The organism is Hydrogenimonas thermophila, from assembly GCF_900115615.1.
GTDB classification, from domain to species: Bacteria; Campylobacterota; Campylobacteria; order Campylobacterales; family Hydrogenimonadaceae; genus Hydrogenimonas; species Hydrogenimonas thermophila.
The window spans coordinates 21,045-44,954 of sequence record NZ_FOXB01000015.1 but is presented as its reverse complement, the minus strand read 5'-3'; the positions used below and the strand labels follow the sequence as shown (position 1 = coordinate 44,954).

Genomic DNA, 23,910 nt, shown 5'->3' with positions numbered 1-23,910 from the left:
TCATTTGTAAATTGCCAACTTCTTAACTCGTTATCTATAACCATACCTGAAGATATACCGCCAATTATGTTATTGACAGGGTTATAATTTATATTATTGGACAGTTTTTCTAAGAAGCTTCCAAATCTATCTTCTGTATATCCAGCTAACATAATATGAAAATCGTTTGAATTTTCATTTAAGTATTTAGCTGTTTTTTGTATGGAGTTATCTTTTTCATAATTTCTTATATCTTCTATCCAAAACTTCTTTATTTTTGTATTTTTTTCAAATTTAAAAGCTGTAACAGTAACAGCTTTTTCTGTTATTTTCCTATTGCTAAAGGCATTTAAAGCATGAAATGCAGCATAATCTGTTCTACCAAACACTTTTTGAATACATTCATTAAAATTGCCACTATATTCAGGATGAATACTAAAAATTAAAAAATCTATTTTTGTAAAATCTTTGTTTATGTATTCATTTATTTCTCGTAAAGCTAATAATAAAGATGGATTTGAACTAAAATAAACTTTTGTTTTCACTTTTATTACACCTTATTTTCTAATTTAAACTTTTATTTATTGTCATTTATATTTATATTTATGATAAAACAACTACCATTTTTAATTGAGTTATAATAGATGTGACCGTTAAATTGTTCAGTAATTATGCGCTTAGCCATATATAGTCCAAGACCTGTACCTTTACCAGGTTCTTTTGTTGTAAAATATGGATTAAACAGTTTTTCTATGTGTTCCTCTTTTACTCCGCCTGCATTATCTTCTACACATATTTCTACAATATCACTATTTCTTGAAGTAATAATATTTATTTGAGAATTTTCTATTTGTTGTTCTTCAAAAGCATCTCTGGCATTAGATAGTAGTGTTAACAATACTTGTTCTATGAGATTTCGGTAACCTGTTATTTCAATTTTCTCACTGCATAAATCACTAATGTTTAAAGTAATATTTCTACTTGCAAATTGAGGTTTGACAATTGCAATTGTTTCTTCTATTACATTTTGAACAATAAAAGGCTTTTTGTGTTTCTCTTGTTTTATGAACTCCATAAATGTATTGATGGTTTCAGACATTTTTTGGCACTGTTGTTGTATGAAAGTACAACTTTTTTGAACTTCCTCATCTTTTAATTCATCTAATTCTGAAAGAAGAGATAGATTGATAGATTCTGCACTTATTGCATTAAGAGGTTGTCTCCATTGGTGTGCGATCATTCCAATCATTTCGCCCATTTGTGCTAATTTTGACTGTTGCATAAGTAAAGAGTCTTTTTGTCTATTTTGTAAAGTTTTTTTTGTTACCTCTTCTTTAAGGTTTTTATTCAATGTTTCCCAGTCTTTTGCCACCATATTATTTAAATGAACCATTGCACGTATTAAATCGCTACGTGTATCAATATTTTTTTTATGTACTTTTACTCTTTGTGTATTTTTTTTAATAGGCTTTTTTTCTTCGGACATTCCTAAAACAGTCATAGTTTCTTGCATCATTATTGGTGTATGGTTTTCATCAATATAAAACTCTCCATAAGAGAAAAAGCCTGCTACAGGAGCGATATATGTTAATGGTGTTATTTCAATTGCAATACTCGAACCAAATAATTTTTTTCTAGCCATACAGGAATATATAAAAATAGATTCTATGTCATAACTTGTTTTAAGTTTATCTTTTTTTAAATCATCAAGAATCAATTCTATATCACCTATTGCAAATATAGCCTTTTCTCCTGTATATATATTCCCACCAAATGCAATAGATCCATCATCAAATACATCCAAACAAGCTCTTGCTACATTTTTAGTTCCTCTTTTTATTATTAGTGGAAATTGTATTCCTACCTGAGGAAGCTTTTTAGCTACATCTTCTCCAAGATATTTTTTATAAAAATCATAAGCTTTTACTCCTTCTATTTCATAAATCCGATTATTTTCTGCTTTTGTTATTTGAAAATGGCGTCCAAATTGCTTCCAAGAAAAATTGTAACATTGAGTAGCAAATAGGTCTTTATTATTGATTGTAACAGCTACAACACCATTTGAAAGAATTTTATTATTATGCATGACAAAAGTTTCTTTAAAATTTGAGTTATCTCCAGCTAATGCACCAGCAATTACAATATTTTTATATTTTTTAGTTATAGTATTAACACCCTTTAAAAGTTCATCTGCATTAACATTTAATCCAGTAGAAAAAAGTATAACTACTTTTGTTGTCTCGTTTACAATTTTTTTAACTAATTCAATACCATTTTCAACAAAATTTCCATTATATTCAATTGATGCAGATGATATTGAACTATCTTTAAATAACGTTATAGAGATGATAACACTGTTTTCTTTTATTTTTTTATTTATAATTTCACCATCAGTTGTTGCACCTATGATAGTAGAATTGTTAAGTCTCTCTTTTATAAAATAACTTAAATCTTTTATAAAATTTTTATCTATTTTTCCAGAAAAGATTTGTATTAATATACTTTTACTTCTGTAATTTTTAATCTTTTTTAATCTTTTTTCAAGATCACTAAAGGTAGAAAATACTAAATTATAAGTTCTCATTTATATTTCTCCTATTTTAATTGTCTCTTGAGGTTCAGCAAGGTAATAACCTTGATAGTAATCGAAGCCTATTTTTTTAGCTACTTCATAGCACTTTTGATTTTCAATACCTACTGCAATAGTTTTTATATTCATATTTTTTGCAAAGATAGTATATGCTTGAACTGTATTTAAATATCTTTCATTAAATGGAATAGAAGAAATAATACTTTTATCGAGTTTTAAAAAGCTAGGAATGAGATTGATATCCAATATTCTTTTAATTTGAAATGATTCTAAGCCTACATTATCAAAACATATCCTAATGCCAATATCTTTAAGTTTTAATATTATATTAATTATTTTGTTTTCATTTAATAATGATGGATTTACTTCTATAACAATATTGTTTTTTACTTTTATAGGTGAATTAATTATTGTATTTATGAACTCACTATCTAATATTTCATTTTTACACAAATTTATAAAAAATAGAGCATTTACTTTTTCAATCTGTTTTATTGAACTTTTTAAAACATTTAAGGTAATTTTGCTAAAAATTTGAGCTTTTTTACAGGATTCAAAGAAACATTTTCTTTTGTTTTCATTTTTAAAAAAATTATTATTTATTCTACATAATACTTCAAACATTAAGTGTTCTTCATTTTGTGAAAAAATAGGCTGATAATATGGTATTGACAATGACTTATCCGCAACATTTGTTGCAATGCATAATGATTCCCATCTTTGTTTTATTATGTCATTGTTTAGATTAGTAATATTGTGAATATTACCAGATTGTGATATTTTTAAAAGAGTATCATCTATTGATTTTAAAAGAGTAGTGCTGTCTCCTTTTAATACAGCAGTAGAAAAGACTATTTTTATTTTAGCACCATTAATGTTAATATAAAAATCTTCTATTTTTTTACAAAACTTTTTCATTAAATCTTCTGAATTATTCGTATTATCAATAAAAATTGCAAATTCATTACTTCGTAAATGAAAATATTTCATTTTTTCAATAATTATTGATTTAAGATAGTCAGAACATTTTTTTATAATAGGTTCATATATTTCTGTTCCAAAAAAATCAAGAAGTTCAGAAAGATGATTTATTACTAAAAGACAAACAGTAGAACTTTTATTATGTATTATTAATGATTTGAGCTTTGAATAATTATATTCACCGGTAAGATGGTCTTTAGCTATCAATTCACAAATCTTGTTTTGTTGTTCTTGTACTAATGACTCTAAATTTTTCTTATAGCTTATATTTTCTTTTTCATTTTTAATATGTTTACCTATTTTGTATAGTAATTCAGACATTTTATCTTTATCAAGTGGTTTTAATAAGAAACCATCAACTTGTAAGTCTATTGCATCTAATAAATTTTCATTTGTGTTATGTGCAGTTAAAATTATAATTGTTTGATTTTTATTAGTGTTTCTTATATTTTCTATCAATTCTATGCCATTCATTTTTGGCATTGTAATATCTGTAATAACTAAGTCATACTCTTTTTCTTCATAAAGTTTAAGTGCATCTACTCCATTTTCTGCTGTTGTTACACTTTTAAAAATATGACTAAAAAGTTTTTCAATTCTTATTCTTGTATTTGCATCATCTTCTACATATAGAAGTGTTAAATCTTTAAGTTCTTTTTTAAGTTCCTGCATATTCATGACTACTCCTTTTTATGCGGCACAGTTATTAAGTGGTCTTTTTTCCATATCTTTCAAAAGAGATGGAATATCTAATATTAGAGCTACTTCACCATTTCCTAGTATTGTTGATCCGCTTAAACTATTTAAGTTTTTAAATACTTGCCCCAGAGGTTTTATAACTGTTTGAAGTTCTCCTAGAAGTTCCTGTACTAATATCCCCATATATTTTCCAGCATAATTGACTACTACAACATTATCTTTTGAAGTTGGATTCTTTTTATCAATTTTAAAATATTGATTAAGATCCAATACAGGTAAAACTTTTCCTCTTAAATTTATGTAGTTGTTTCCTCGCATCTCTTCTTTAATTGCTTTTGTAAGTTCTATGCACTCTATTACCATGTCTAAAGGTATTACAAAATAGGTATTACTTACCTTGGTTAAAAATCCATCTATGATTGCCAATGTCAAAGGGAGTCGTATTAAAATTCTTGTACCATGTCCTTTTTCACTAAATATTTCAATCTCTCCTCTAAGATCTGTAATATTTCTTTTTACAACATCCATCCCAACACCTCGACCTGAGATGTCGCTTACTTTTTTAGCAGTTGAAAAACCAGGTTGTAAAATTAGTTCAAATATCTCTTTTTGAGTCATTAACTCTGGGTTCTCTACTAACCCCTTTTCTATACCTTTTTGTAAAATAACTTCTGCATCTAGTCCTTTTCCATCATCTTTTATTTCTATGACAATGGAACCTGCATCATGATATGCGTTTAGCTCAATTGTCCCTTTGGGATTTTTACCGTTCTTTACTCTTTCATCTGGTGTTTCTATGCCATGGTCTACAGAATTTCGGATTAGATGAACAAGTGGATCGGAAATTTTTTCTATAACTGTTTTGTCAAGTTCAGTTTCATACCCACTCATACTAAGTTCTATCTGTTTGCCTAATTTGTTTGCTAAATCATGTACTATTCGTTTATACTTTTTAAATGTATCGCCTATTGGTATCATTCTTATTTGCATTGCATTTTCGCGTAACTCTTCAAGCATTCTTGAGACATTAGAAATTGATTCAATGAGATCGGAATTGCCATTATTTTTTGCTTTTTGCATTACAACTGCATTAGATATTACCATCTCACCGATTAGGTTTATTAAACTATCAACTTTTTCAGCATCTACTCTTATAGAATTGGAACTTTTATTAACAGCTATTTTTTTGCTAGAAATCTTTTTTTGTATTTCATCTGTTTTTTTATCTTTTTTTTCTGTAACTTTGTTTGGGTTTATAATTTCTATTTGACAATCATCTTTTGCAAGTTCAAATACATCTTTTATTTTTGATTCTGATTCTGTACTTGCAAATTCAATTTCAAAACTTAAATAACATTTTGTTGGGTTAATGGAATCTATTGTTGGAACTTTTGTAGTTATTGTTTTAAAAGAAGCTATTTCTCCTAAATTATTTAAATAATTTATAAATGAATATAGATCGAATCCATGATTGAAAGTCTCTTCTTTAAAATCTATTTTAATTTTATAAATAGTTTTATCTTTAGATTTATCTACTGTATTATTATTGGTAATATTTTCATTTTGTGCTGTATTTTTTTCTTTTTCATTTTTATTATCGAGGTATTTGGTAAGTATCTCTATGAGATTGTTACTTTTTTGTGTAATATCATCAGACGGTTCATTATCTGGATTATCGACTACAAAATCAACTAAAGTTTGTATGTGATCTTTACAAGATAACAGTGTATCAATAATTTCATCATTAATTTGAATTTTATTATTGCGAATTTTGTCTAATAAATTTTCAGCAACATGTGTGAATTTGACGATATAATCAATACCAAACATTCCCGAACTGCCTTTAATTGTATGAGCAGCTCTAAAAACAGCATTTATATTTTCATCATTCATGCCTTCTTCTTGAATCTGCATAAGCGCATCTTCCATATTTTGAAGAAGTTCATCATTCTCTGCTTTATATTCATCTAACATACTTATAAATTCAGCGTTCATACAATTGCCCCTTTAAAATACTCATCCATTTCATAAAATTTGATCAATTCTCTTTCTTTTTTTCCAACTGACATTTGAAATTCTTTATTATTTTTATCTGCATACTTTTTTATAGCTATCAAAATTTGAAGACCAGCTGTATCAAACTCTTTTAAATCCATGCCATGAATAAAAAATTCATTTATTTCTTTTATATTTGTAGCACTCAGTTTAATATGTAAAGTACTGACATCTTTAATTGTTAATGAATGTTCTAAATCAATAAAACATTGACCTTCATCTGTAAAAACTTTCATTTGTTTAGTTCCTCCATTTTTACAGTAGTTCTATAATTCATAGAATGATTTGAAAATTATTTTGATTTAATAGTAATTTATCTTTCATATCTTCTACATATAATATAATTTTCTACATTAAATAGATATAAAGAATTAATTACTTTTAATTGTTGATATTGTTTTTAGTTGCATTAAGTGTGAACAATTAATTTATTTGCAGTGTATAGACGGGAAGGTAGAAATTTTTAGAAGTAAAATTTGCAAAAAACAAGAAAACATTAGCTTTTAAACTTTAATGTTAATGCTTTATATTCTTTGAGTATATTTTCAAGTTTTTTTATAAAAATATCAGGGGCATATTGGAGTAGTTCTTCTATTTTGTCAAATTTATTTATCTCTTTTTTATTTATTTGATTATTGCAAAGTTTAGATTTAATTAAATTTTTCTCTTCTGGTGTTATGCTTTTTAAAATATGTAACAAAAATTTTTTTCTACTTATTTTACAGTCAGCAAAAAGTAATTGTTCTGGTATATCCAATACTTGTGCAATGTATGGTATTAGTTCTGCTTTTATACTGATTCTTCCGTTTAAGTATGCATAAATCGTTTTTTCAGATGGTATTTCACCTGTGCTTTTCAATTTTGGTTCTAATGCTTGTAATCTAGCTGCAAACTCTTTTTTAGAAATTTTTTTCTCTCTTAAATAATGATTTATTTTTTCAAAAACTTCCATATTATATCTTTCTCTTTTTAGTATATTTTATATTTTGACAAGCTACTTTTTTAAGAATATTTCACATTTAATTTATATTTTATGTAGAAAACTATATTATTACGAGAATCCGTTAAATGTTGTGTATTGATGAATGATTTTTCTATTTGAGTTAAATTTGTAACTATTAATGAAAAATTTTATAGTTATTCTCAGTCTGAGTAGAGCTTGTATTTATTAATGTTGTAAAAAATTCTTTAGAGGGTCATTGCATTAATAAACGTATGTTTAGTATTTAACTCAATAAATATTGATTAATTATTGAGTTAAAATGGCTAAATTTTAAATAAAGTATTTGATAGTAAGTTTTAAAGTACTTTCAGAGAATATAATACTTGATAGATAATAAGTGATAATCTTTGAAGCAAAATTTAATAAAGTTATTTGAGGAGAGAAAATGAATATAATGATTGTAGATGATGAAATAAAACTTAGGGATACTTTAAAAAGTATCATTGAAAACAAAATAGGGGCAGATATTAAAATTATAGAAGCAGAAGATGGGAAAAAAGCTTTAGATTTAATACAACATGAACGTGTTGATATTTTATTAACTGATATAATGATGCCAAATATGAATGGATTTGAACTAATTAGTAGAGTAAAAAATTCTAATAAAACAAAAAATATATTTATAGCAGCTATTACGGGATTAGGAGGAGAAGAACAGATAGAAAAGATTTATGCTAGTGGTGCAGATTTTTACATAGCAAAACCTTTTCATATAGACGATATTGTTGCTAGATTAAAGTTTATAATTCAGTTTATTAAAAAAGACAAATATCAAACAATCCTACCTCAAAAAGATGTTGAAAACCTTTTTAATGACTACTATTTACAGAATTGTATTACAATTTTTAATATGCAGAAGGAAGCAGACCTATTTTTATTATGGAAACATTTTTCTCAAGAAGATCTTGTATCTGCATCAGACTCTTTAAAAGATATTATTGTTGAATTTGTAAAAATATATAGATTTCTATCTCGCGAAAATAAATCTCCAAAGTTTAAAATTCTATTAGAGTATTCAAAGAATTTTGCTTATTTGACTGTGAAAGATAAATTTTGTACAGAAGCAGCAGAAAAAATCATTAAATCATCAGAATATAAAGATATTAAATTTAAAGATGATTGTTTTACGATTCGTTTAAATTTAATTAGAGAAGAAGATAATAAAGAGACAATCAAAACGATTTATGAACAAGTTAAAGCAATTGATTTTATGACAATTGTATCTGAAGATATTGATTACTATATTGATGATGTAAATGAAGCAAAAGAAGCTTACCTGTATCTTTTGAATGATAAAAATGAAGTGAGTGCAGATCTGATTTATGAAAGTTCTGAGTTTTTTGAAAATTGCTTTCATTTACTAAATCATCTTGCAGAATTTGGTCACCTTGCAGAAGCAGTAAAAGATGTATATAGTTATTTAAAAGATTTTGATGCAATGGAAAGAGAGAAACAAAAAAACATAATAAGAAATATAAATGATTTTATTATTTTGTTTGAAAAATGGTTAAAATCTATATTTAAAAATAAAGATGTAAATGATATTCATTTTATGGATATAGAACTTTTAGAGCAGTGTAAGAAAATTATTCAAAATTAGATAAAAAAAAAGGATTTCTAATGTTAAATTATAACAAAATGTCTATCTCAAAACGTATTCTTATTCAACTAGTATTCTTAATAACAATTAGTTTTATAGTTGTATTAATTAGTTTATTTTCATCAATAGAAAATATTGAAAATCAGTTATATAATCAAGTTTCAAATGATTTAATAAATATATTTAAACAAAAGATAAATGAAGAAAAAAAGATTGCAATAACAAATGCAATAACACTGTCAGAAAATAGTAAAATTATTAATGCCTTAAAAAATAATAATAAAGTAGAGGCATATAAAACTTTAAAAAGTTTGATTAATAGATATAAAAAATCAACAAAGTATAAAAATGTAAAGATTCATATACATACAAAAGATATACATTCATTTTTAAGATCTTGGAGTAAAAAGAGTGGTGATGATTTAAGTTCATTTCGTAACTCTATTGTAGCTGTTAAAAATCATAAAAAGGCAATTTCTTGCATTGAGGTAGGAAAAGTTGGGTTATCAATCAGAGGAGTTGCTCCAATTATAAATGATAATAAATATTATGGAAGTATTGAGTTTATACTAGAATTAAATTCTATTATTAAAGATTTAAAAAAAATAAAAACAGCAGTCATAATTACTGTTGATAAAAAGTTCTTAAATATTGCCTCAAAGTTAGAAAATAATAAAGAATTAATGGATAAATTTGTTATAGCTGTAGATGATAACTTATATGATTCAACTTTTTATACTCAATTAAAAAACGAAAAATTTATATCTCAAAGTAACAAATATAATATTACAAAAGATTACTTTTATATCTCTTTGCCATTAGAAGATTTTAATGGAGAAAAAGTTGGCTATGCATTTATTGGAAAAAAACTTAATTATATTAATAGTGTAGCAGACCACAGTAAGGAATCTCTGTTTAAGCAAATTGGAATATTTGCAGTTCTCAGTATTGTTATAACTATATTGATGACATTAATTTTTCATAAATTTATCTCTAATATAACTAATTTAGTTAAAAAGATAGAAGAAGTAAATAGAAGAATTAAAGATGGAGATATAAGATCTAGAGTAGAAGTAAAGGGGATAGATAGAGAGTTTCAAGTAATACCAGAGGTTGTGAATAATATTTTAGAGACGATGGAGAAGTTAATATCTAATGTGAAGAGTTCAACAGAACGAATAGCGGTGGCTAGTAGTGAGGTTAAATCAGCAGCACATAGTCTATCAGCGGGTGCGACAGAACAGGCGAGTAGCTTGGAAGAGATGAGTGCTGCAATAGAAGAGATGAGTGGATCGATAAGTCAGAATGCAGATAATGCAAAGAGGACAAATGAGATAACACTAAATACAGTAACAATGGCTGAAGATGGTGGAAAGTCTGTAAATGAGACAGCAGAGGCAATGAGGAATGTGGCATCAAGGATAAGCATAATAGAGGATATAGCCTATCAGACAAATTTATTGGCACTAAATGCTGCAATAGAGGCGGCACGTGCAGGAGAGCATGGCAAGGGTTTTGCAGTAGTAGCAAGTGAAGTAAGAAAACTGGCAGAGAGAAGTCAAACAGCTGCACAGGAGATAAGTCAGATAACATCAGATAGTGTAGAGGTTAGTCAAAGAGCCGGTGAGTTGATTAATGAGATAGTACCAAATATAAAGAAGATATCAGATTTAATTGAAGAGATATCAAGTGCTAGTTCAGAACAAGAGTTAGGAATAAGCCAGATAGCAACAGCGATAACAGAGTTGGATCAGACAGCCCAACAGAATGCAGCAGCAAGTGAAGAGTTAGCAAGTTCAAGTGAAGAGACAAATTCACAAGTAGAGAAACTTAAAGAAATGGTAAGCTTTTTTAAGAGTGATAAAAAAGATGATGATGAAAAAAAAGAGAGTTTAGTTACAGATAATAGTGAAGAGAAAGAGGATTCTGTAAAGAAAACTTTTGACAATAGAGAAAATAGTCAAAACTTTGTTAGCTTTTAGGAGGAAGATTATGAAAAAAATGTCTATAAAATTAAAGTTACAGTTAATATTATTAGCCGCAGTTTTTTTTACATCTTTGGTTTTAATAATTATAAGTTTAATTTCAATAAATAATATGTCAAAAGAAAATATCAAAATATATAGAGAAGATACATATACTGCTAGAAAAGAAGAGCTTAGTAACTATACAAGTATAGCTATGAATATTGTAAAATCATATTATGAGAGAACAAGTAAAGATAAATTAGAAAATGAAGTTAAAGAGTATATTACTGAACAATCTGATTTTTTATTTAGTATTATTGAGAAACAATATGAAATGTATAAGGATAAGCTATCTAAGAAAGAGTTGAAAAAATTAATAATAGCTACTGTTAATGCTACAAGATATGGTGAAGCTGGATATTTTTGGATAAATGATTTTAACTATAAAATGGTTATGCATCCAATCAAAAAAAAGTTGACCGGTAAATATTTTAAAAATAATCCTAAAGTGCCATTTGTAGCACTTGGCGTTGATGAATTGAAGAAGAGTGGGAAAAATGTGGGGTATATATCCTATAGTTTCTATTCGCCAAAATCAAAAAAATATGTCTATAAATCTTCAATTGTGCGGGTATTTAAACCGTTTGGATGGATCATCGGTACAGGGGCATATATTGATGATATAACTCAGAAGATGCAAAAAGAGGCTTTAAAAGCTATCTCAGAGATCAGATATGGTAAAAATGGGTACTTCTGGATAAATGATATGGATTACAATATGGTAATGCACCCAATAAAGAAAGAGTTAACTGGTAAAAACTTTAAAGATAATCCAAAAGTACCGTTTGTAGCATTGGGAGTGAATGCTTTGAAAAGCTCTTCAAAAGATGAGGCTATTTTTGAATACTCTTTTTATAATCCTGCAACAGAAAAAACTGCTCGTAAAATGTCTAATGTAAGATTGTTTAAACCTTGGAATTGGGTAATTGGTACAGGTACATATATTGATGATATTGAACATCAAGTTCAAGTTATGCAAGAACAGAGTTTAAAAACTGTTAAAGAAGCGATTATAAATATTATAATAATTTCTATTATTGTTGCTGTTATACTACTATTTATTATGTCTTTTGTTATTAAGCATAATATAATCAATAAGATAACTAATTTAGTTAAAAAGATTGAGGAAGTAAATAGAAGAATTAAAGATGGAGATATAAGATCTAGAGTAGAAGTAAAGGGGATAGATAGAGAGTTTCAAGTAATACCAGAGGTTGTGAATAATATTTTAGAGACGATGGAGAAGTTAATATCTAATGTGAAGAGTTCAACAGAACGAATAGCGGTGGCTAGTAGTGAGGTTAAATCAGCAGCACATAGTCTATCAGCGGGTGCGACAGAACAGGCGAGTAGCTTGGAAGAGATGAGTGCTGCAATAGAAGAGATGAGTGGATCGATAAGTCAGAATGCAGATAATGCAAAGAAGACAAATGAGATAACACTAAATACAGTAACAATGGCAGAAGATGGTGGGAAGTCTGTAAATGAGACAGCAGAGGCAATGAAGAATGTGGCATCAAGGATAAGCATAATAGAGGATATAGCATATCAGACTAATTTGTTGGCACTGAATGCTGCAATAGAGGCGGCACGTGCAGGAGAGCATGGCAAGGGTTTTGCAGTAGTAGCAAGTGAAGTAAGAAAACTGGCAGAGAGAAGTCAGACAGCTGCACAGGAGATAAGTCAGATAACATCAGATAGTGTAGAGGTTAGTCAAAGAGCTGGTGAGTTGATTAATGAGATAGTACCAAATATAAAGAAGATATCAGACTTGATCGAGGAGATATCAAGTGCGAGTTCAGAACAGGAGTTAGGAATAAGCCAGATAGCAACAGCGATAACAGAGTTGGATCAGACAGCCCAACAGAATGCAGCAGCAAGTGAAGAGTTAGCAAGTTCAAGTGAAGAGACAAATTCACAAGTAGAGAAACTTAAAGAAATGGTAAGCTTTTTTAAGAGTGATAAAAAAGATGATGATGAAAAAAAAGAGAGTTTAGTTACAGATAATAGTGAAGAGAAAGAGGATTCTGTAAAGAAAACTTTTGACAATAGAGAAAATAGTCAAAACTTTGTTAGCTTTTAAGGGCTATATAATGGAAAATAGTGATAAAAATCAATACCTTATTTTTTATATTGGTAAGGATGTTTTTGCAATAGATGCAGAAGAGATAAAAGAGATAATTAGTTACACAAGAGTAACAAAAGTTCCATTGATGACTTCTTCAGTATTGGGTGTAACTAATATAAGAGGTAACGTTATTCCTGTTATTGATCTTTCAATAAGGATTGGAATTAGAGAAAACTCTAAAATTAATAAATGGTCTTCAATTATAATTATAAAAAATAATGTAAATAGACCACAAGAGATGGGAATAGTTGTTGATTTGGTTAATGAGGTTTATGAATTAGAGTCAAAAGATTTGGAAGATGTACCAGTTTTTGGAACTAAAATACCAAAAATTTTTATAAAAAATATTGCTAAGATTGAAAATAAATTTGTACCAATTTTAGACCATAATGCTATATTAGATATAGAAGTACTTTCCAAAATTGATACAGGAAAAATATTATGATAGATAGAAGTAATATTAGTAAACATGATGATAAGACTTTAAATAAATATGAGGTAGATGATGAGTTAATTAGGTTAGTTACCAGCAATGCTGATATTACAAGTCAATATGTTATTTTTCAGAATGGAAAAGATGAGTACTATGCAATAAACGTGGCTAAAGTTGAAGAATTAGTAGTGTATAAAGATTTATTTAAGGTAGATACTTCTGATCCAGATGGACTAATAGAAGGTACTGCTAAAATTAGAGATGAAATGATGAATATTGTCAATTTTGATAATTGGCTTGGATTGGAAAAGTTAGCAAAAGATGAGTATGAACTTGCAATTGTTTGCAACTATGCCGGTGCAAAAGTTGCAATGGTAATAAAAAGCGTATATGGTGTAATTAATATCGAACCATCTCAAATGTTTGATGATTCTATAAAAGATGAAAAAGTTTCTTATATTACAGATTTAAAAATTAATGGTAAAGAAGTTCTTTGCAAAGTTTTTAATAGTGATCTTTTTATACGAGATATCTTACCTAAAATATTTGAAGATCAAGATGAAATTTTAGCTAAAAGTTTAGTTTTACAGAATATAGAAAAGAAAGTTTTAATTGCTGAAGATTCAAATCTTATTCAGAAAATGATTGAAAAACTCTTAAATAATATGCAAATAGAATATGAGGCATATGCAAATGGAAAATTACTTTTTGAGGCACTCCAACATTGTGATATTGATAAAATAGGATTAATTTTAACAGATATAGAAATGCCAGTAATGGGGGGCATGGAGCTTATAAGAAAATGTAAATCTGATGAAAAATTACAAAATATTCCTATTGTTGTAAATACGAATATGGCCAATAAGGCAATTATTCAATCGTGTGAAAAACTTGGAGCTAAAGAAGTTCTTGAAAAATTAGATTTAGAGGCAATTAAAAAAGTCATTTTGAAATATGCAAGAGATTAAAGTGGCAAAATGATACATATAAACTTTGTAGAGTTTGAGAAATTTAAGAAATTAATCTTTGACAATTCTGGAATAGAGATAAAAAAAGAAAAAATTTTTTTATTAGAAGCAAGATTGCAAAAAAGACTTAAAGAGTGTAAGCTTGAAAATTTTAGCGACTATTATAGATTAGTAATTTCAGATGAACAAGAATTACAATTAATGATTAATAGAATTACAACTAATGAAACAAGTTTTTTTAGAGAAAACAGACATTTTGATTTTTTAAAAAAAAATATATTTCCTAATGTAAGAACATCTATACGTATTTGGAGCGCTGCTGCTTCTATAGGATTAGAAGCATATACAATTGCTATGTTAGCTGAGGAGTTTCTTCCTTCAAGTATTAAGAAATATGAAATTTTAGCAACAGATATAAATAATGAAGTATTAAATCAGGCACGTAAAGGTGTTTACAATATTAAATATGCTGAAAGAATACCAGAAAATTATTTAAAAAAATATTGTTTAAAAGGTATTGGTAATATGAATGGTCAGTTTACTATAGTTAATAAGTTAAAACAAAATATTTTATTTCAAAAGATAAATCTAATTAATTCTATTTCTCCAAATATTGGCGATTTTGATTTAATATTTTTACGAAATGTTTTGATTTATTTTGATATTCCTACCAAAAAGAAAGTTGTTGAGAATGTTTTAGAGAGACTTAAACCTGGTGGATATTTTTTTGTTGGACATTCTGAGTCTTTATTTAACATTACTGATGATTTAGTTCAAATTGCACCTACAATTTATAAAAAATAGCAGGAGATAATATGACCATTGTTGTAGCAGAAGATGATAATGCTGTAAGAAAAACTTTAACTAAAATTATAAAGCATAAAATAGATTCAAATATAGATATATTTGAAGCAGAAGATGGGGAAATAGCTTATAAAATTATTCAAGAACAACAAGTAGATATTTTGTTAACTGACATGATGATGCCAAATATGGATGGTTTTGAGTTAACTAAGAAATTAAGAAAAGATGTAAATAAAAAAAATATTTTTATTGCTGCAATTACAGGGTTAAGTGGTGATGAACTTATTGGGAAAATATATGAAAGTGGTATTGATTTTTATATTTCCAAGCCTTTTAGTACGGTAGACATTGTTGCAAGACTATCTCTTATAATAAGACTTGTAAATAGCGATATGATTAAAACACCAATAATAAAAAGGGATACGTTAAACCCATATAATGATGACAAAATAAAGAACTTTTATGTCATTTTTACTATTTATCAAGAAGAGGATTTATATACATTGGGTGAATATATTACAAATAAAAAAAAGTTTATAAATGGAGTAAATATTTTAGCTAAAGAAGTAATTATTAATTTAATTAAAACATATCAGTCTATAAAAGATAAAACAGAAGCATTTGAAATAATGTTAGAAGAGTCAGAAAGTGCAATTTATATAAGTATAATGAATGATATATTTGTTCAATCTTCTAAACATTTTTTTTCAAATGTAAATAATTCAATGGAGTTAAGATGGAAAAAAAATGGATTAACTATAAGAATTCCATATGAACTATAAAGTTTTATATAATTTAGAGAGTAGTATAGATGCCTCCTATTAAACTTTTTATTGTTGATGATTCAGCTGTTATGAGACAAACATTAATAAAACTAGTAGAAAATGAAACTGATATTGAAGTCTTAGGAGTAGCATCAGATCCAATTTTTGCTATGAATAAATTTAAATTGGTGGGTTACCCAGATGTAATGATTTTAGATATTGAAATGCCTCGAATGGATGGGATAACTTTTTTAAAAAAAATAATGAAAGAGCATCCTATTCCAGTTATAATGTGTTCTTCATTGGTTGAAGATGGTAATTATAAAGCTATTGAAGCTTTACAAGCGGGAGCAGTAGAAATTATAGCTAAACCAAAATTAGGCATAAAAAGTTTTCTAGAAAATACAAAAGAATCATTAATATCTACAATAATAACTGCATCAAAAGCAAAATTAAATAGAAGAAATAGTACATCTGATAATTCAATTATTAAAACAAAGACATCTTTACAAAAAATTAACAATATTACTAAATCTACAAAAGACTTTAAAAGTATTATTGCTATAGGTTCATCAACTGGTGGAGTACAAGTACTCGAAAAAATAGTTAAAGCTTTGCCGTCAAAATGTGCTCCAATAGTGATAACTCAACATATGCCACCAAAATTTACAGCTTCTTTAGCAAAACGTTTAAATTCAATTAGTAACGTAGAAGTTAAAGAAGCTGAAAATGGTGAAAAAGTTGAGCATTCTCATATATATATTGCTCCAGGTGACAAACATTTACTTATAAAACGTGATATTAAAGGTTACTTAATAATACTTAAAGATGGTCCAAGAGTTTGCAGACATCGACCAAGTGTAGATGTAATGTTTCGATCAATAGCAAATGAGGTAGGAGAAAATGCTATTGGAATAATTTTAACTGGAATGGGTGATGATGGTGCCCATGGTTTAAAAGAAATGTTTGATAATGGAGCAAAAACATATGCTGAAGATGAAAAAAGTTGTGTAGTTTATGGTATGCCAAAAGAAGCTGTAAAGCTTGGGGGAGTAACTAAAAGTCTTGATATTGACGCTATTATTGAGGTTATAAAAAATGCTAGATAAAAATATAACAAAGAAATTGAAAAGTTATACTGAAAATTTATCAATCTTATTTGTTGATGATGAGGAAGCTGCAAGAGAAAGTATTTATGGGTTATTAAAAACATTATTTAAAAATGTTTATATTGCTGAAAATGGACAAGAAGGACTAAACATCTTTGAAAAAGAGTACCCTGATATAGTTCTAACTGATTTAAGAATGCCTATTATGGATGGGCTTAAAATGATAGAAGAGATTAGAAAGATTAAACCTGAACAAAAGATAGTTGCTCAAAGTGCGCATGGAGATAGTCAAATAATTTTAGAAACTGTATTTATGGGAATAGATGGATATATTTTAAAACCAATTAAATCTGACCAGATTATTAATACTTTATATAAAATTGCAAAATTGGTAATTATGGAGAAAGAAAATACTAAGTATCGTTTAAATTTGGAAGAGTTAGTTGCAAAACAAGTCGATCAGATAAAGCAACAAACTGAATCATTAATAAATCAATTAAGAACAGATCATTTAACCAGATTACCTAATAAAGAGCAGTTAAATATAGATTTTAAAGAGTTTTCACCAGATGTAATGATTTTTTTAAATATTGATAATTTTGACCAAATAAATTTATATTATGGATTTGAAGTTGGTGATTTATTATTAATTGAGTTTGCCTCTTTTTTACGTAAATTATTGGATTCTAATAAATTGTATAGAATTAATGGTGATGAGTTTGCTATTTTAATAAAGGAGTTTACACTAAGTGAAGCTAAAAGTATTGCGGAAAATATTCATAACTCAATTTACAATAACTATTTTCTTGTTAATGGTTTATCCCTTTGTATAACTGTTACTATTGGAATTATTCCTATAGATAAAACCTTGAAAAAACCTCCTTTTGGAAATGCTCATTTGGCAATAAAAAAAGCAAGAGAGACACATAAAAATTCTATTGAGATATTTAAACCTGAATTTATTTTGGAATTGAAACGTAAAAAAGTTATAGAGTGGACTCAAAAGGCAAAAATAGCATTAGATTCTAATTTATATCAACCTTTTTTTCAACCAATAATTAATCTTAAAAGCAATAAAATTGAAAAGTATGAATGTTTAGCACGTATAGTTGAAAATGAGAGTGTAGATTCACCTTATTTATTTATTGAACCAGCTAAAAAGGCAGGTATTTTGCCTGAAATAACAAAGCAAATAATAGAGAAGTCTTTTGCTATTATGGCAAATACAGACTTACAATTTTCTATAAATATTACTGAAGATGATTTAAAAGAAGAGTATTTATTAGATTTTTTGAATAAAATGTGTGAATTATATAGTGTTAAAAGTTCTTATGTAATTTTAGAAATCTTAGAAAATATTAATAATAATTATAGTTATGATATTGTGCAACAATTAAAAGATTTTAAAAAAGCAGGATTTAGACTTGCAATTGATGATTTTGGAACAGAAAATTCAAATTTTACAAGTCTTTTAAAATTAGATGTTGATTTTGTAAAAATAGATGGTAGTTTTATTAAAGACATTGATGTAAATATTGAATCTCAAAATATTGTCAAAACAATTGTTTATTATGCAAATTTAAGTGGAATTAAAACTATAGCAGAATATGTACATAGTAAAGAAGTTTTAGATACTATATTGTTATTAGGTGTAGATTATGCTCAGGGCTATTACTTTGGTAAGCCTGAACCTGAAATATTAGACTTTCATGATTTTATTATATAGTTTTGATGTGAATAAGGAGTAAGTATGGATTTTTCACAACCTATTGAGATTGCAAAAGATATATTTTGGGTAGGTTATGTTATACCCAATGACCCTTTTCAGTGCCATGTTTATCTTATAAAGAATGGTAAAGAATCAGTTCTTATAGACCCAGGCAGTATGATTACATTTCCAGTAACAATGCAAAAAATAACTTCTATAATGCAACTAGATGATATTAAATATATTATTTTGCATCATCAAGACCCAGATATTGTAGGGTGTGTTTCGACATTGGAGACTATAATGTCTAGAAATGATAAAGTTTTTGTAACTCATTGGAGAACACAAACACTTTTAAAACACTATCAATGGAAAACTCCGTTTTGGCTAGTTGATGAAAATGACTGGAAATTGACTTTGGATGGAGGTAGAGAGTTAGAGTTTGTATTTACTCCTTATGCACATTTTGCAGGAGCTTTTTGTACTTTTGACAAAGAGACAAAGACAATGTTTTCTAGTGATATCTTTGGCGGATTAACAGACGAATTTGCTTTGTATGCAAAAGATATAGGATATTTTGAAAGTTTGAAACTTTTTCATATACACTATATGCCTTCAAAAGCAATTTTAAATCATGCTCTATTGCAAATTGAAAATAAAAATCCTGAAATGATTGCACCACAACATGGCTCGATTATAAAAAAAGAGTTAATAAAACCTATTGTTGATAAAATGAGAAAATTAAATTGTGGTTTATATATGTTAGATGAACATGAGAGCGATATATATCTACTAAATAAAACAGATGAACTGTTAAAGAAATTTTTTGAAGATCTTATCTCTTTATCTTCTTTTGACATGATTTTAAGAAATTTATTTGACTATATTAAAAATGATATTAAATCTTTAAATAAAATTTCTGTTTATAAAGTTGATGATATTCAAGAGTATGAATACTATGTTGTAGATAGTAACCAAGTTTTATATAGACCTGAAAAGCAAACTAATTGCAAAAAAGAACCATTATTGATTAAAGTTTTGGAAAAAGATGGTTGCTCAATAGGGAAATTAAATTTTTATTTTGATGAAATAGGAGAAAAAGAGTTAAAATTATTAAATATATTTTTAAACAAAATAATAGTTCCTTTTTCATTAAGTTTTGAAAAAGATATTAATTTGAAAAAATTAAAAGATAAAAGCATAAAAGATCCTTTAACAAATCTTTATAATAGAAATTATATGAATGATATATTGAGCAATAAAATTCAAGAATCAATTCAAAATGACTTTCCACTTTCCATTGCTATGATAGATATAGATTTTTTTAAAAAAATAAATGATACTTATGGACATGTTTATGGAGATTGTGTTTTAAAAGAAGTTTCTATGCTAATTCAAAATAATATAAGAGAAACTGATATAGCAATTAGGTATGGAGGAGAAGAGATACTTATAATAATGCCTTTTACCAATATTCAAGGCATATATTTAAAGATGGAAAAAATAAGAGAAATTATAGAAAAACACTCTTTTTGTGATGAGCATAATATTAAAATAACAGTTAGTATAGGTGTTTATCAGTATAAAGATGAAGATATAGAGAGGCTTATTGATTGTGTAGATAAAAGGCTATATGAGGCTAAAAATTCTGGAAGAAATAGAGTTGTAGTTAATTAATTAATTAATTTCTCTAAACAAGGGGATTGGAATTTTAGCCTTGTTTGGCATCTAAAAAAGTTCAAGTAGAAATAAGTAAGGTTTATAGGTTGTTAGAAATTTTTACTATTTTACTATTTTTAATTTTATTATCAAAGTTGGTTGAATCTAAAATTAATATACCTTTTATTTTAGTAATTATAATTTTTGCTTTTATGGCAAATTATTTTTTAGACTTATCTTTTTTAAAAGATAGTTTTTATGAAATAATGTACTTAATGTTACCAATAATTTTAATTCCTGATGTACTTGGTCTTTCTACTGATGAGTTAAAAGAGAATACATCTGGAATATTTTATCTTGCTGTTGTAGCGGTAATAGTTTCAATTGCTATAGCTGTAGTTTTTACATATAAGATCAATTTTTTTAAAAATCTTGAATTTTTTCATCTTCTTTTACTTTTTACACCCCTTATGGCTACGGATGTTGTTTCTGTAAGTGCTATTTTTTCAAAATTTAAAATACCGCATAAGTTAAAGTTATATGCAGAAGGAGAGTCTTTATTTAATGACATTACGGCAATGGTAATATTTTTTTTTATAGCTATTCCATTGTCGCAAGGTGATGACCTAACAGCTGCTTTTTTAGCTACTTTGACTTTAAAAATAATTGTATTTTCTATTGCAATAGGAGTAACAGCAGGTTTGATTGGATATTATCTATTTAATATTTCTCAAGAGTATTTTTGTAAATTTATCGTTGTATATTTAATGGCAAGTGTATGTTTTTTAATATCAGATGAATTAAGATTATCTGGTATTCTATCTGTTGTTATTGCAGTTATATTTTTTAAATATCTTTTTAACAAAGGTGGGCATTATAAAAATAAAAATGCAGTTGCACTACTACTTAGCCTAACTACACAAGAGGGAAATTTAAATTTTAGAGCATATATAAAAGAGTCACAGTATATTGGATTTTTTGCAAATGCTGTTATTTTTATATCAATTGCTACTGTAATTGAACTTGAATCATTGTGGCGGTACAAAGCCGAAATTTTATATGTGTTTATTTTAACTACAGTAATAAGATATTTGGTTTTGTCTTTATTTATAATTTATAAAAAATATCCGTTAAGATGGTTAAATATTTTAACATTAGGAGGCATGAAAGGTGGTTTGGCACTTATTATGATTGTCTCTTTAAATGACAAGTTTGTTTATAAAGAAATGTTAGTAACAATAGTGCTTGGTGTTGTAATATTATCTATTTTTATATATACGATCTTATTGATAATCTATTTGTTTTTTGAAAAAGATGATTTAAAATTAGATAAAGCAACTGAATATAACATAATTGTAAAAGATATAAAAGATTTATTAAAAAAAGAGCCATATACAGGTGCTTATAATGAAATTATATTTGAAGAGTTAGTTGAAAAAGAGATAAGTAGAGCTCAACGATATAATCAGCAATTTTTATTGGTTGGATTTCAGGCAGATAAGTCTAGTGCAAAAAATATAAATAACATGATTAGAAAAAGCGATTATTTTGGAAAAATAGATTTTAAATATTATGCAGTTTTACTTCCAAATACATCTTTAGATGATATTATGCAATATACAAAAAGAGTACAAAAGATAATTGGAAAGAATAGAATTTCTATAGCTCAATATAGTATAGGAGATACAAAAACAATTCTCTATGAAAAACTCTTAAGTGGATTTAAACATAAAAATAAGATTGGTATTGAAGTATAAAACATATTTTGCACTAGAAAACCGTAAATGATACTTTTTGAAACAATTTATATCTTAATCACTCTAATTCATAATTTATATCATATTAATTGAATTAAAATTGTTACAATATTTACCAAAATATGGTGGGGGATAGTAATGTTTATGGAATCGGCTAAAATATTTTTAACTGATTTAAAAAATTCATTTAAAGATTTAGTTCCCATCATAATTGTTGTTACTTTTTTTCAGGCAGCAATTGTACAGACAATGCCTGAAAACTTATCTTCTATTATTATTGGTCTTATTATTGTAGCTGTTGGTCTTGCTCTTTTTATTCGTGGACTTGAACTAGGAATATTTCCTATTGGTGAAAATTTAGCTATCGATTTTGCAAAAAAGGGATCAGTTTTTTGGCTTTTACTTTTTGCATTTACTATAGGCTTTTCCACAACTGTAGCAGAACCTGCTTTAATTGCCATAGCAGATAAAGCTGCTGCCATAAGTGCAGGAAAGATTGATGCATTTTTTCTACGTATGACTGTTGCATTTTCAGTTGGGTTTGCAATTGCTCTTGGAGTATTTCGTATTCTAACTGGTCATCCTATTCATTATTATATTATAGCAGGTTATATTCTTGTAGTTGGTATTACATTCTTTGCACCAAAAGAGATCATTGGTTTAGCTTATGATAGTGGTGGGGTAACAACTTCAACTGTAACAGTACCTCTTGTAGCAGCATTGGGAATTGGTTTGGCCACCTCTATTAAAGGACGAAATCCTGCAATAGATGGGTTTGGTCTTATAGCTTTTGCTTCTTTAACTCCAATGATTTTTGTGCAGCTTTACGGAATTATTGTCTATGCATTGGTACCAGAGAGTGCTGAAGCTGCAATTGCTGTTGTTGAAGATGCTGTATCTAAAGCTATAAAAGAGGAGAGCAGTTTTAATCTATCAAATATTTTTTGGGATCTTTTAGCAGTTATCAAAGATGTTTTACCAATTTTAGCTGTTATTTTCTTCTTTCAGTATGCTGTTATTAAAAAAGCTGTTGCTCATCTACATAAAATTATTGTAGGTATAGTTTTAGTCATTTTAGGTCTTTATGCATTTATTCTTGGGTTAGAAATGGGGCTTTTCCCTATTGGTGAGACAATTGCATTTCAATTGACTTCTATGAAGAATGATTTACTAATCTATCTTTTTGGTTTTCTTATTGGATTTTCAACAACAATGGCTGAACCTGCATTGTTGGCTATTGCCATAAAAGCTGAGGAGGTTAGTGAAGGAAGGATTAACCAGACATTTCTTAGAGTAGCTGTAGCAGTTGGTGTAGCCATTGGAATTGCTTTGGGTGCTTTTCGCATAGTTGTTGGAGATCCTATTCATTACTATATAATTGTAGGTTATATTGTAGTTATTGCTATGACATATTTTGCACCAAGGTATATTATTCCTATTGCTTATGATAGCGGTGGAGTAACTACTTCAACCGTAACAGTTCCACTTGTTGCAGCATTGGGATTGGGATTAGCAGAAAATATTGAGGGGAGAAATCCTCTTATAGATGGGTTTGGTCTAATTGCATTTGCATCTTTGTTTCCTATGATTACTGTAATGGGATACGGAATTTACGCTCAATATTTAGCCAAAAAGGAGGCATAAGA

The 23,910-nt window shown here is 27.3% G+C and carries 18 protein-coding genes; 12 read left to right on the top strand and 6 right to left on the bottom strand.

Annotation, left to right across the window (positions count from 1 at the left end; all coding sequences use genetic code 11):
• The 6 genes from BM227_RS06400 to BM227_RS06375 all read right to left on the bottom strand — a co-directional run.
• The coding region (locus tag BM227_RS06400) for a hypothetical protein (protein WP_143089707.1) at positions 1–524 on the bottom strand (524 nt) is incomplete at its 3' end.
• 32 nt (positions 525–556) lie between these two features.
• Positions 557–2,563 (bottom strand): FIST N-terminal domain-containing protein, encoded by a 2,007-nt coding sequence (locus BM227_RS06395; RefSeq protein ID WP_092912258.1) that lies wholly within the window; start codon positions 2,561–2,563, stop codon positions 557–559.
• Positions 2,564–4,228, bottom strand: coding sequence for an EAL domain-containing response regulator (locus BM227_RS06390; RefSeq protein WP_092912256.1), 1,665 nt, complete (start codon positions 4,226–4,228; stop codon positions 2,564–2,566). It lies immediately after the preceding gene.
• A 12-nt stretch (positions 4,229–4,240) separates the two neighbouring features.
• Positions 4,241–6,244, bottom strand: a complete 2,004-nt coding sequence (locus BM227_RS06385) for a chemotaxis protein CheA (RefSeq protein WP_218147923.1) — start codon at positions 6,242–6,244, stop codon at positions 4,241–4,243.
• Positions 6,241–6,540 carry a hypothetical protein gene (locus tag BM227_RS06380; RefSeq protein ID WP_092912255.1) on the bottom strand — a complete coding sequence of 100 codons (300 nt, stop codon included), beginning with the start codon at positions 6,538–6,540 and terminating at the stop codon, positions 6,241–6,243. The genes BM227_RS06385 and BM227_RS06380 overlap by 4 nt, the downstream gene beginning before the upstream one ends.
• A 260-nt stretch (positions 6,541–6,800) precedes the next feature.
• A complete protein-coding gene (locus tag BM227_RS06375) occupies positions 6,801–7,256 on the bottom strand; it encodes a hypothetical protein (RefSeq protein ID WP_092912253.1) in 456 nt (151 codons plus the stop codon).
• Between the two features lie 436 nt (positions 7,257–7,692).
• Between BM227_RS06375 and BM227_RS06370 the strand changes: the two genes are divergently transcribed.
• The 12 genes from BM227_RS06370 to BM227_RS06315 all read left to right on the top strand — a co-directional run bounded on the left by BM227_RS06370 (position 7,693) and on the right by BM227_RS06315 (position 23,908).
• Positions 7,693–8,907: a response regulator gene (locus BM227_RS06370; RefSeq protein ID WP_092912252.1), complete on the top strand. Its 1,215-nt coding sequence runs from the start codon at positions 7,693–7,695 to the stop codon at positions 8,905–8,907.
• Positions 8,908–8,927: 20 nt separating this feature from the next.
• Positions 8,928–10,889 carry a methyl-accepting chemotaxis protein gene (locus BM227_RS06365; protein ID WP_092912250.1) on the top strand — a complete coding sequence of 654 codons (1,962 nt, stop codon included), beginning with the start codon at positions 8,928–8,930 and terminating at the stop codon, positions 10,887–10,889.
• 115 nt (positions 10,890–11,004) lie between these two features.
• Positions 11,005–13,017: a methyl-accepting chemotaxis protein gene (locus BM227_RS06360; protein ID WP_177202008.1), complete on the top strand. Its 2,013-nt coding sequence runs from the start codon at positions 11,005–11,007 to the stop codon at positions 13,015–13,017.
• 10 nt (positions 13,018–13,027) lie between these two features.
• Positions 13,028–13,507: a chemotaxis protein CheW gene (locus tag BM227_RS06355; protein ID WP_143089706.1), complete on the top strand. Its 480-nt coding sequence runs from the start codon at positions 13,028–13,030 to the stop codon at positions 13,505–13,507.
• A complete protein-coding gene (locus BM227_RS06350) occupies positions 13,504–14,463 on the top strand; it encodes a chemotaxis protein CheV (RefSeq protein ID WP_092912245.1) in 960 nt (319 codons plus the stop codon). Before BM227_RS06355 ends, BM227_RS06350 begins: the two co-directional genes overlap by 4 nt.
• A 9-nt stretch (positions 14,464–14,472) precedes the next feature.
• The gene (locus BM227_RS06345) at positions 14,473–15,267 is read left to right on the top strand and encodes a CheR family methyltransferase (protein ID WP_092912244.1); all 795 of its coding nucleotides are present in this window, start codon (positions 14,473–14,475) and stop codon (positions 15,265–15,267) included.
• Positions 15,268–15,278: 11 nt separating this feature from the next.
• Positions 15,279–16,049: a response regulator gene (locus BM227_RS06340; protein WP_092912242.1), complete on the top strand. Its 771-nt coding sequence runs from the start codon at positions 15,279–15,281 to the stop codon at positions 16,047–16,049.
• Positions 16,050–16,078: 29 nt separating this feature from the next.
• Positions 16,079–17,140 carry a protein-glutamate methylesterase/protein-glutamine glutaminase gene (locus tag BM227_RS06335; protein ID WP_092912240.1) on the top strand — a complete coding sequence of 354 codons (1,062 nt, stop codon included), beginning with the start codon at positions 16,079–16,081 and terminating at the stop codon, positions 17,138–17,140.
• Complete coding sequence (locus BM227_RS06330; protein WP_092912239.1) at positions 17,130–18,866, top strand: two-component system response regulator; 1,737 nt, start codon at positions 17,130–17,132, stop codon at positions 18,864–18,866. Before BM227_RS06335 ends, BM227_RS06330 begins: the two co-directional genes overlap by 11 nt.
• 24 nt (positions 18,867–18,890) lie before the next feature.
• Positions 18,891–20,525 carry an oxygen-binding di-iron domain-containing protein gene (locus BM227_RS06325; RefSeq protein WP_092912237.1) on the top strand — a complete coding sequence of 545 codons (1,635 nt, stop codon included), beginning with the start codon at positions 18,891–18,893 and terminating at the stop codon, positions 20,523–20,525.
• A 44-nt stretch (positions 20,526–20,569) separates the two neighbouring features.
• Positions 20,570–22,264 carry a cation:proton antiporter domain-containing protein gene (locus BM227_RS06320; protein ID WP_342707889.1) on the top strand — a complete coding sequence of 565 codons (1,695 nt, stop codon included), beginning with the start codon at positions 20,570–20,572 and terminating at the stop codon, positions 22,262–22,264.
• 144 nt (positions 22,265–22,408) lie between these two features.
• Positions 22,409–23,908, top strand: a complete 1,500-nt coding sequence (locus BM227_RS06315) for a DUF1538 domain-containing protein (RefSeq protein ID WP_092912263.1) — start codon at positions 22,409–22,411, stop codon at positions 23,906–23,908.
• Positions 23,909–23,910 lie beyond the last annotated feature (2 nt).

What these genes read in the sequence shown, in the direction of transcription:
- BM227_RS06385 (WP_218147923.1), bottom strand. Translation starts at nt 6,244, where the DNA reads ATGAACGCTGAATTTATAAGTATGTTAGATGAATATAAAGCAGAGAAT.
- BM227_RS06345 (WP_092912244.1), top strand. Translation starts at nt 14,473, where the DNA reads ATGATACATATAAACTTTGTAGAGTTTGAGAAATTTAAGAAATTAATC.
- BM227_RS06350 (WP_092912245.1), top strand. Translation starts at nt 13,504, where the DNA reads ATGATAGATAGAAGTAATATTAGTAAACATGATGATAAGACTTTAAAT.
- BM227_RS06375 (WP_092912253.1), bottom strand. Translation starts at nt 7,256, where the DNA reads ATGGAAGTTTTTGAAAAAATAAATCATTATTTAAGAGAGAAAAAAATT.
- BM227_RS06360 (WP_177202008.1), top strand. Translation starts at nt 11,005, where the DNA reads ATGTCAAAAGAAAATATCAAAATATATAGAGAAGATACATATACTGCT.
- BM227_RS06330 (WP_092912239.1), top strand. Translation starts at nt 17,130, where the DNA reads ATGCTAGATAAAAATATAACAAAGAAATTGAAAAGTTATACTGAAAAT.
- BM227_RS06390 (WP_092912256.1), bottom strand. Translation starts at nt 4,228, where the DNA reads ATGAATATGCAGGAACTTAAAAAAGAACTTAAAGATTTAACACTTCTA.
- BM227_RS06365 (WP_092912250.1), top strand. Translation starts at nt 8,928, where the DNA reads ATGTTAAATTATAACAAAATGTCTATCTCAAAACGTATTCTTATTCAA.
- BM227_RS06395 (WP_092912258.1), bottom strand. Translation starts at nt 2,563, where the DNA reads ATGAGAACTTATAATTTAGTATTTTCTACCTTTAGTGATCTTGAAAAA.
- BM227_RS06355 (WP_143089706.1), top strand. Translation starts at nt 13,028, where the DNA reads ATGGAAAATAGTGATAAAAATCAATACCTTATTTTTTATATTGGTAAG.
- BM227_RS06315 (WP_092912263.1), top strand. Translation starts at nt 22,409, where the DNA reads ATGGAATCGGCTAAAATATTTTTAACTGATTTAAAAAATTCATTTAAA.
- BM227_RS06335 (WP_092912240.1), top strand. Translation starts at nt 16,079, where the DNA reads ATGCCTCCTATTAAACTTTTTATTGTTGATGATTCAGCTGTTATGAGA.
- BM227_RS06380 (WP_092912255.1), bottom strand. Translation starts at nt 6,540, where the DNA reads ATGAAAGTTTTTACAGATGAAGGTCAATGTTTTATTGATTTAGAACAT.
- BM227_RS06325 (WP_092912237.1), top strand. Translation starts at nt 18,891, where the DNA reads ATGGATTTTTCACAACCTATTGAGATTGCAAAAGATATATTTTGGGTA.
- BM227_RS06340 (WP_092912242.1), top strand. Translation starts at nt 15,279, where the DNA reads ATGACCATTGTTGTAGCAGAAGATGATAATGCTGTAAGAAAAACTTTA.
- BM227_RS06370 (WP_092912252.1), top strand. Translation starts at nt 7,693, where the DNA reads ATGAATATAATGATTGTAGATGATGAAATAAAACTTAGGGATACTTTA.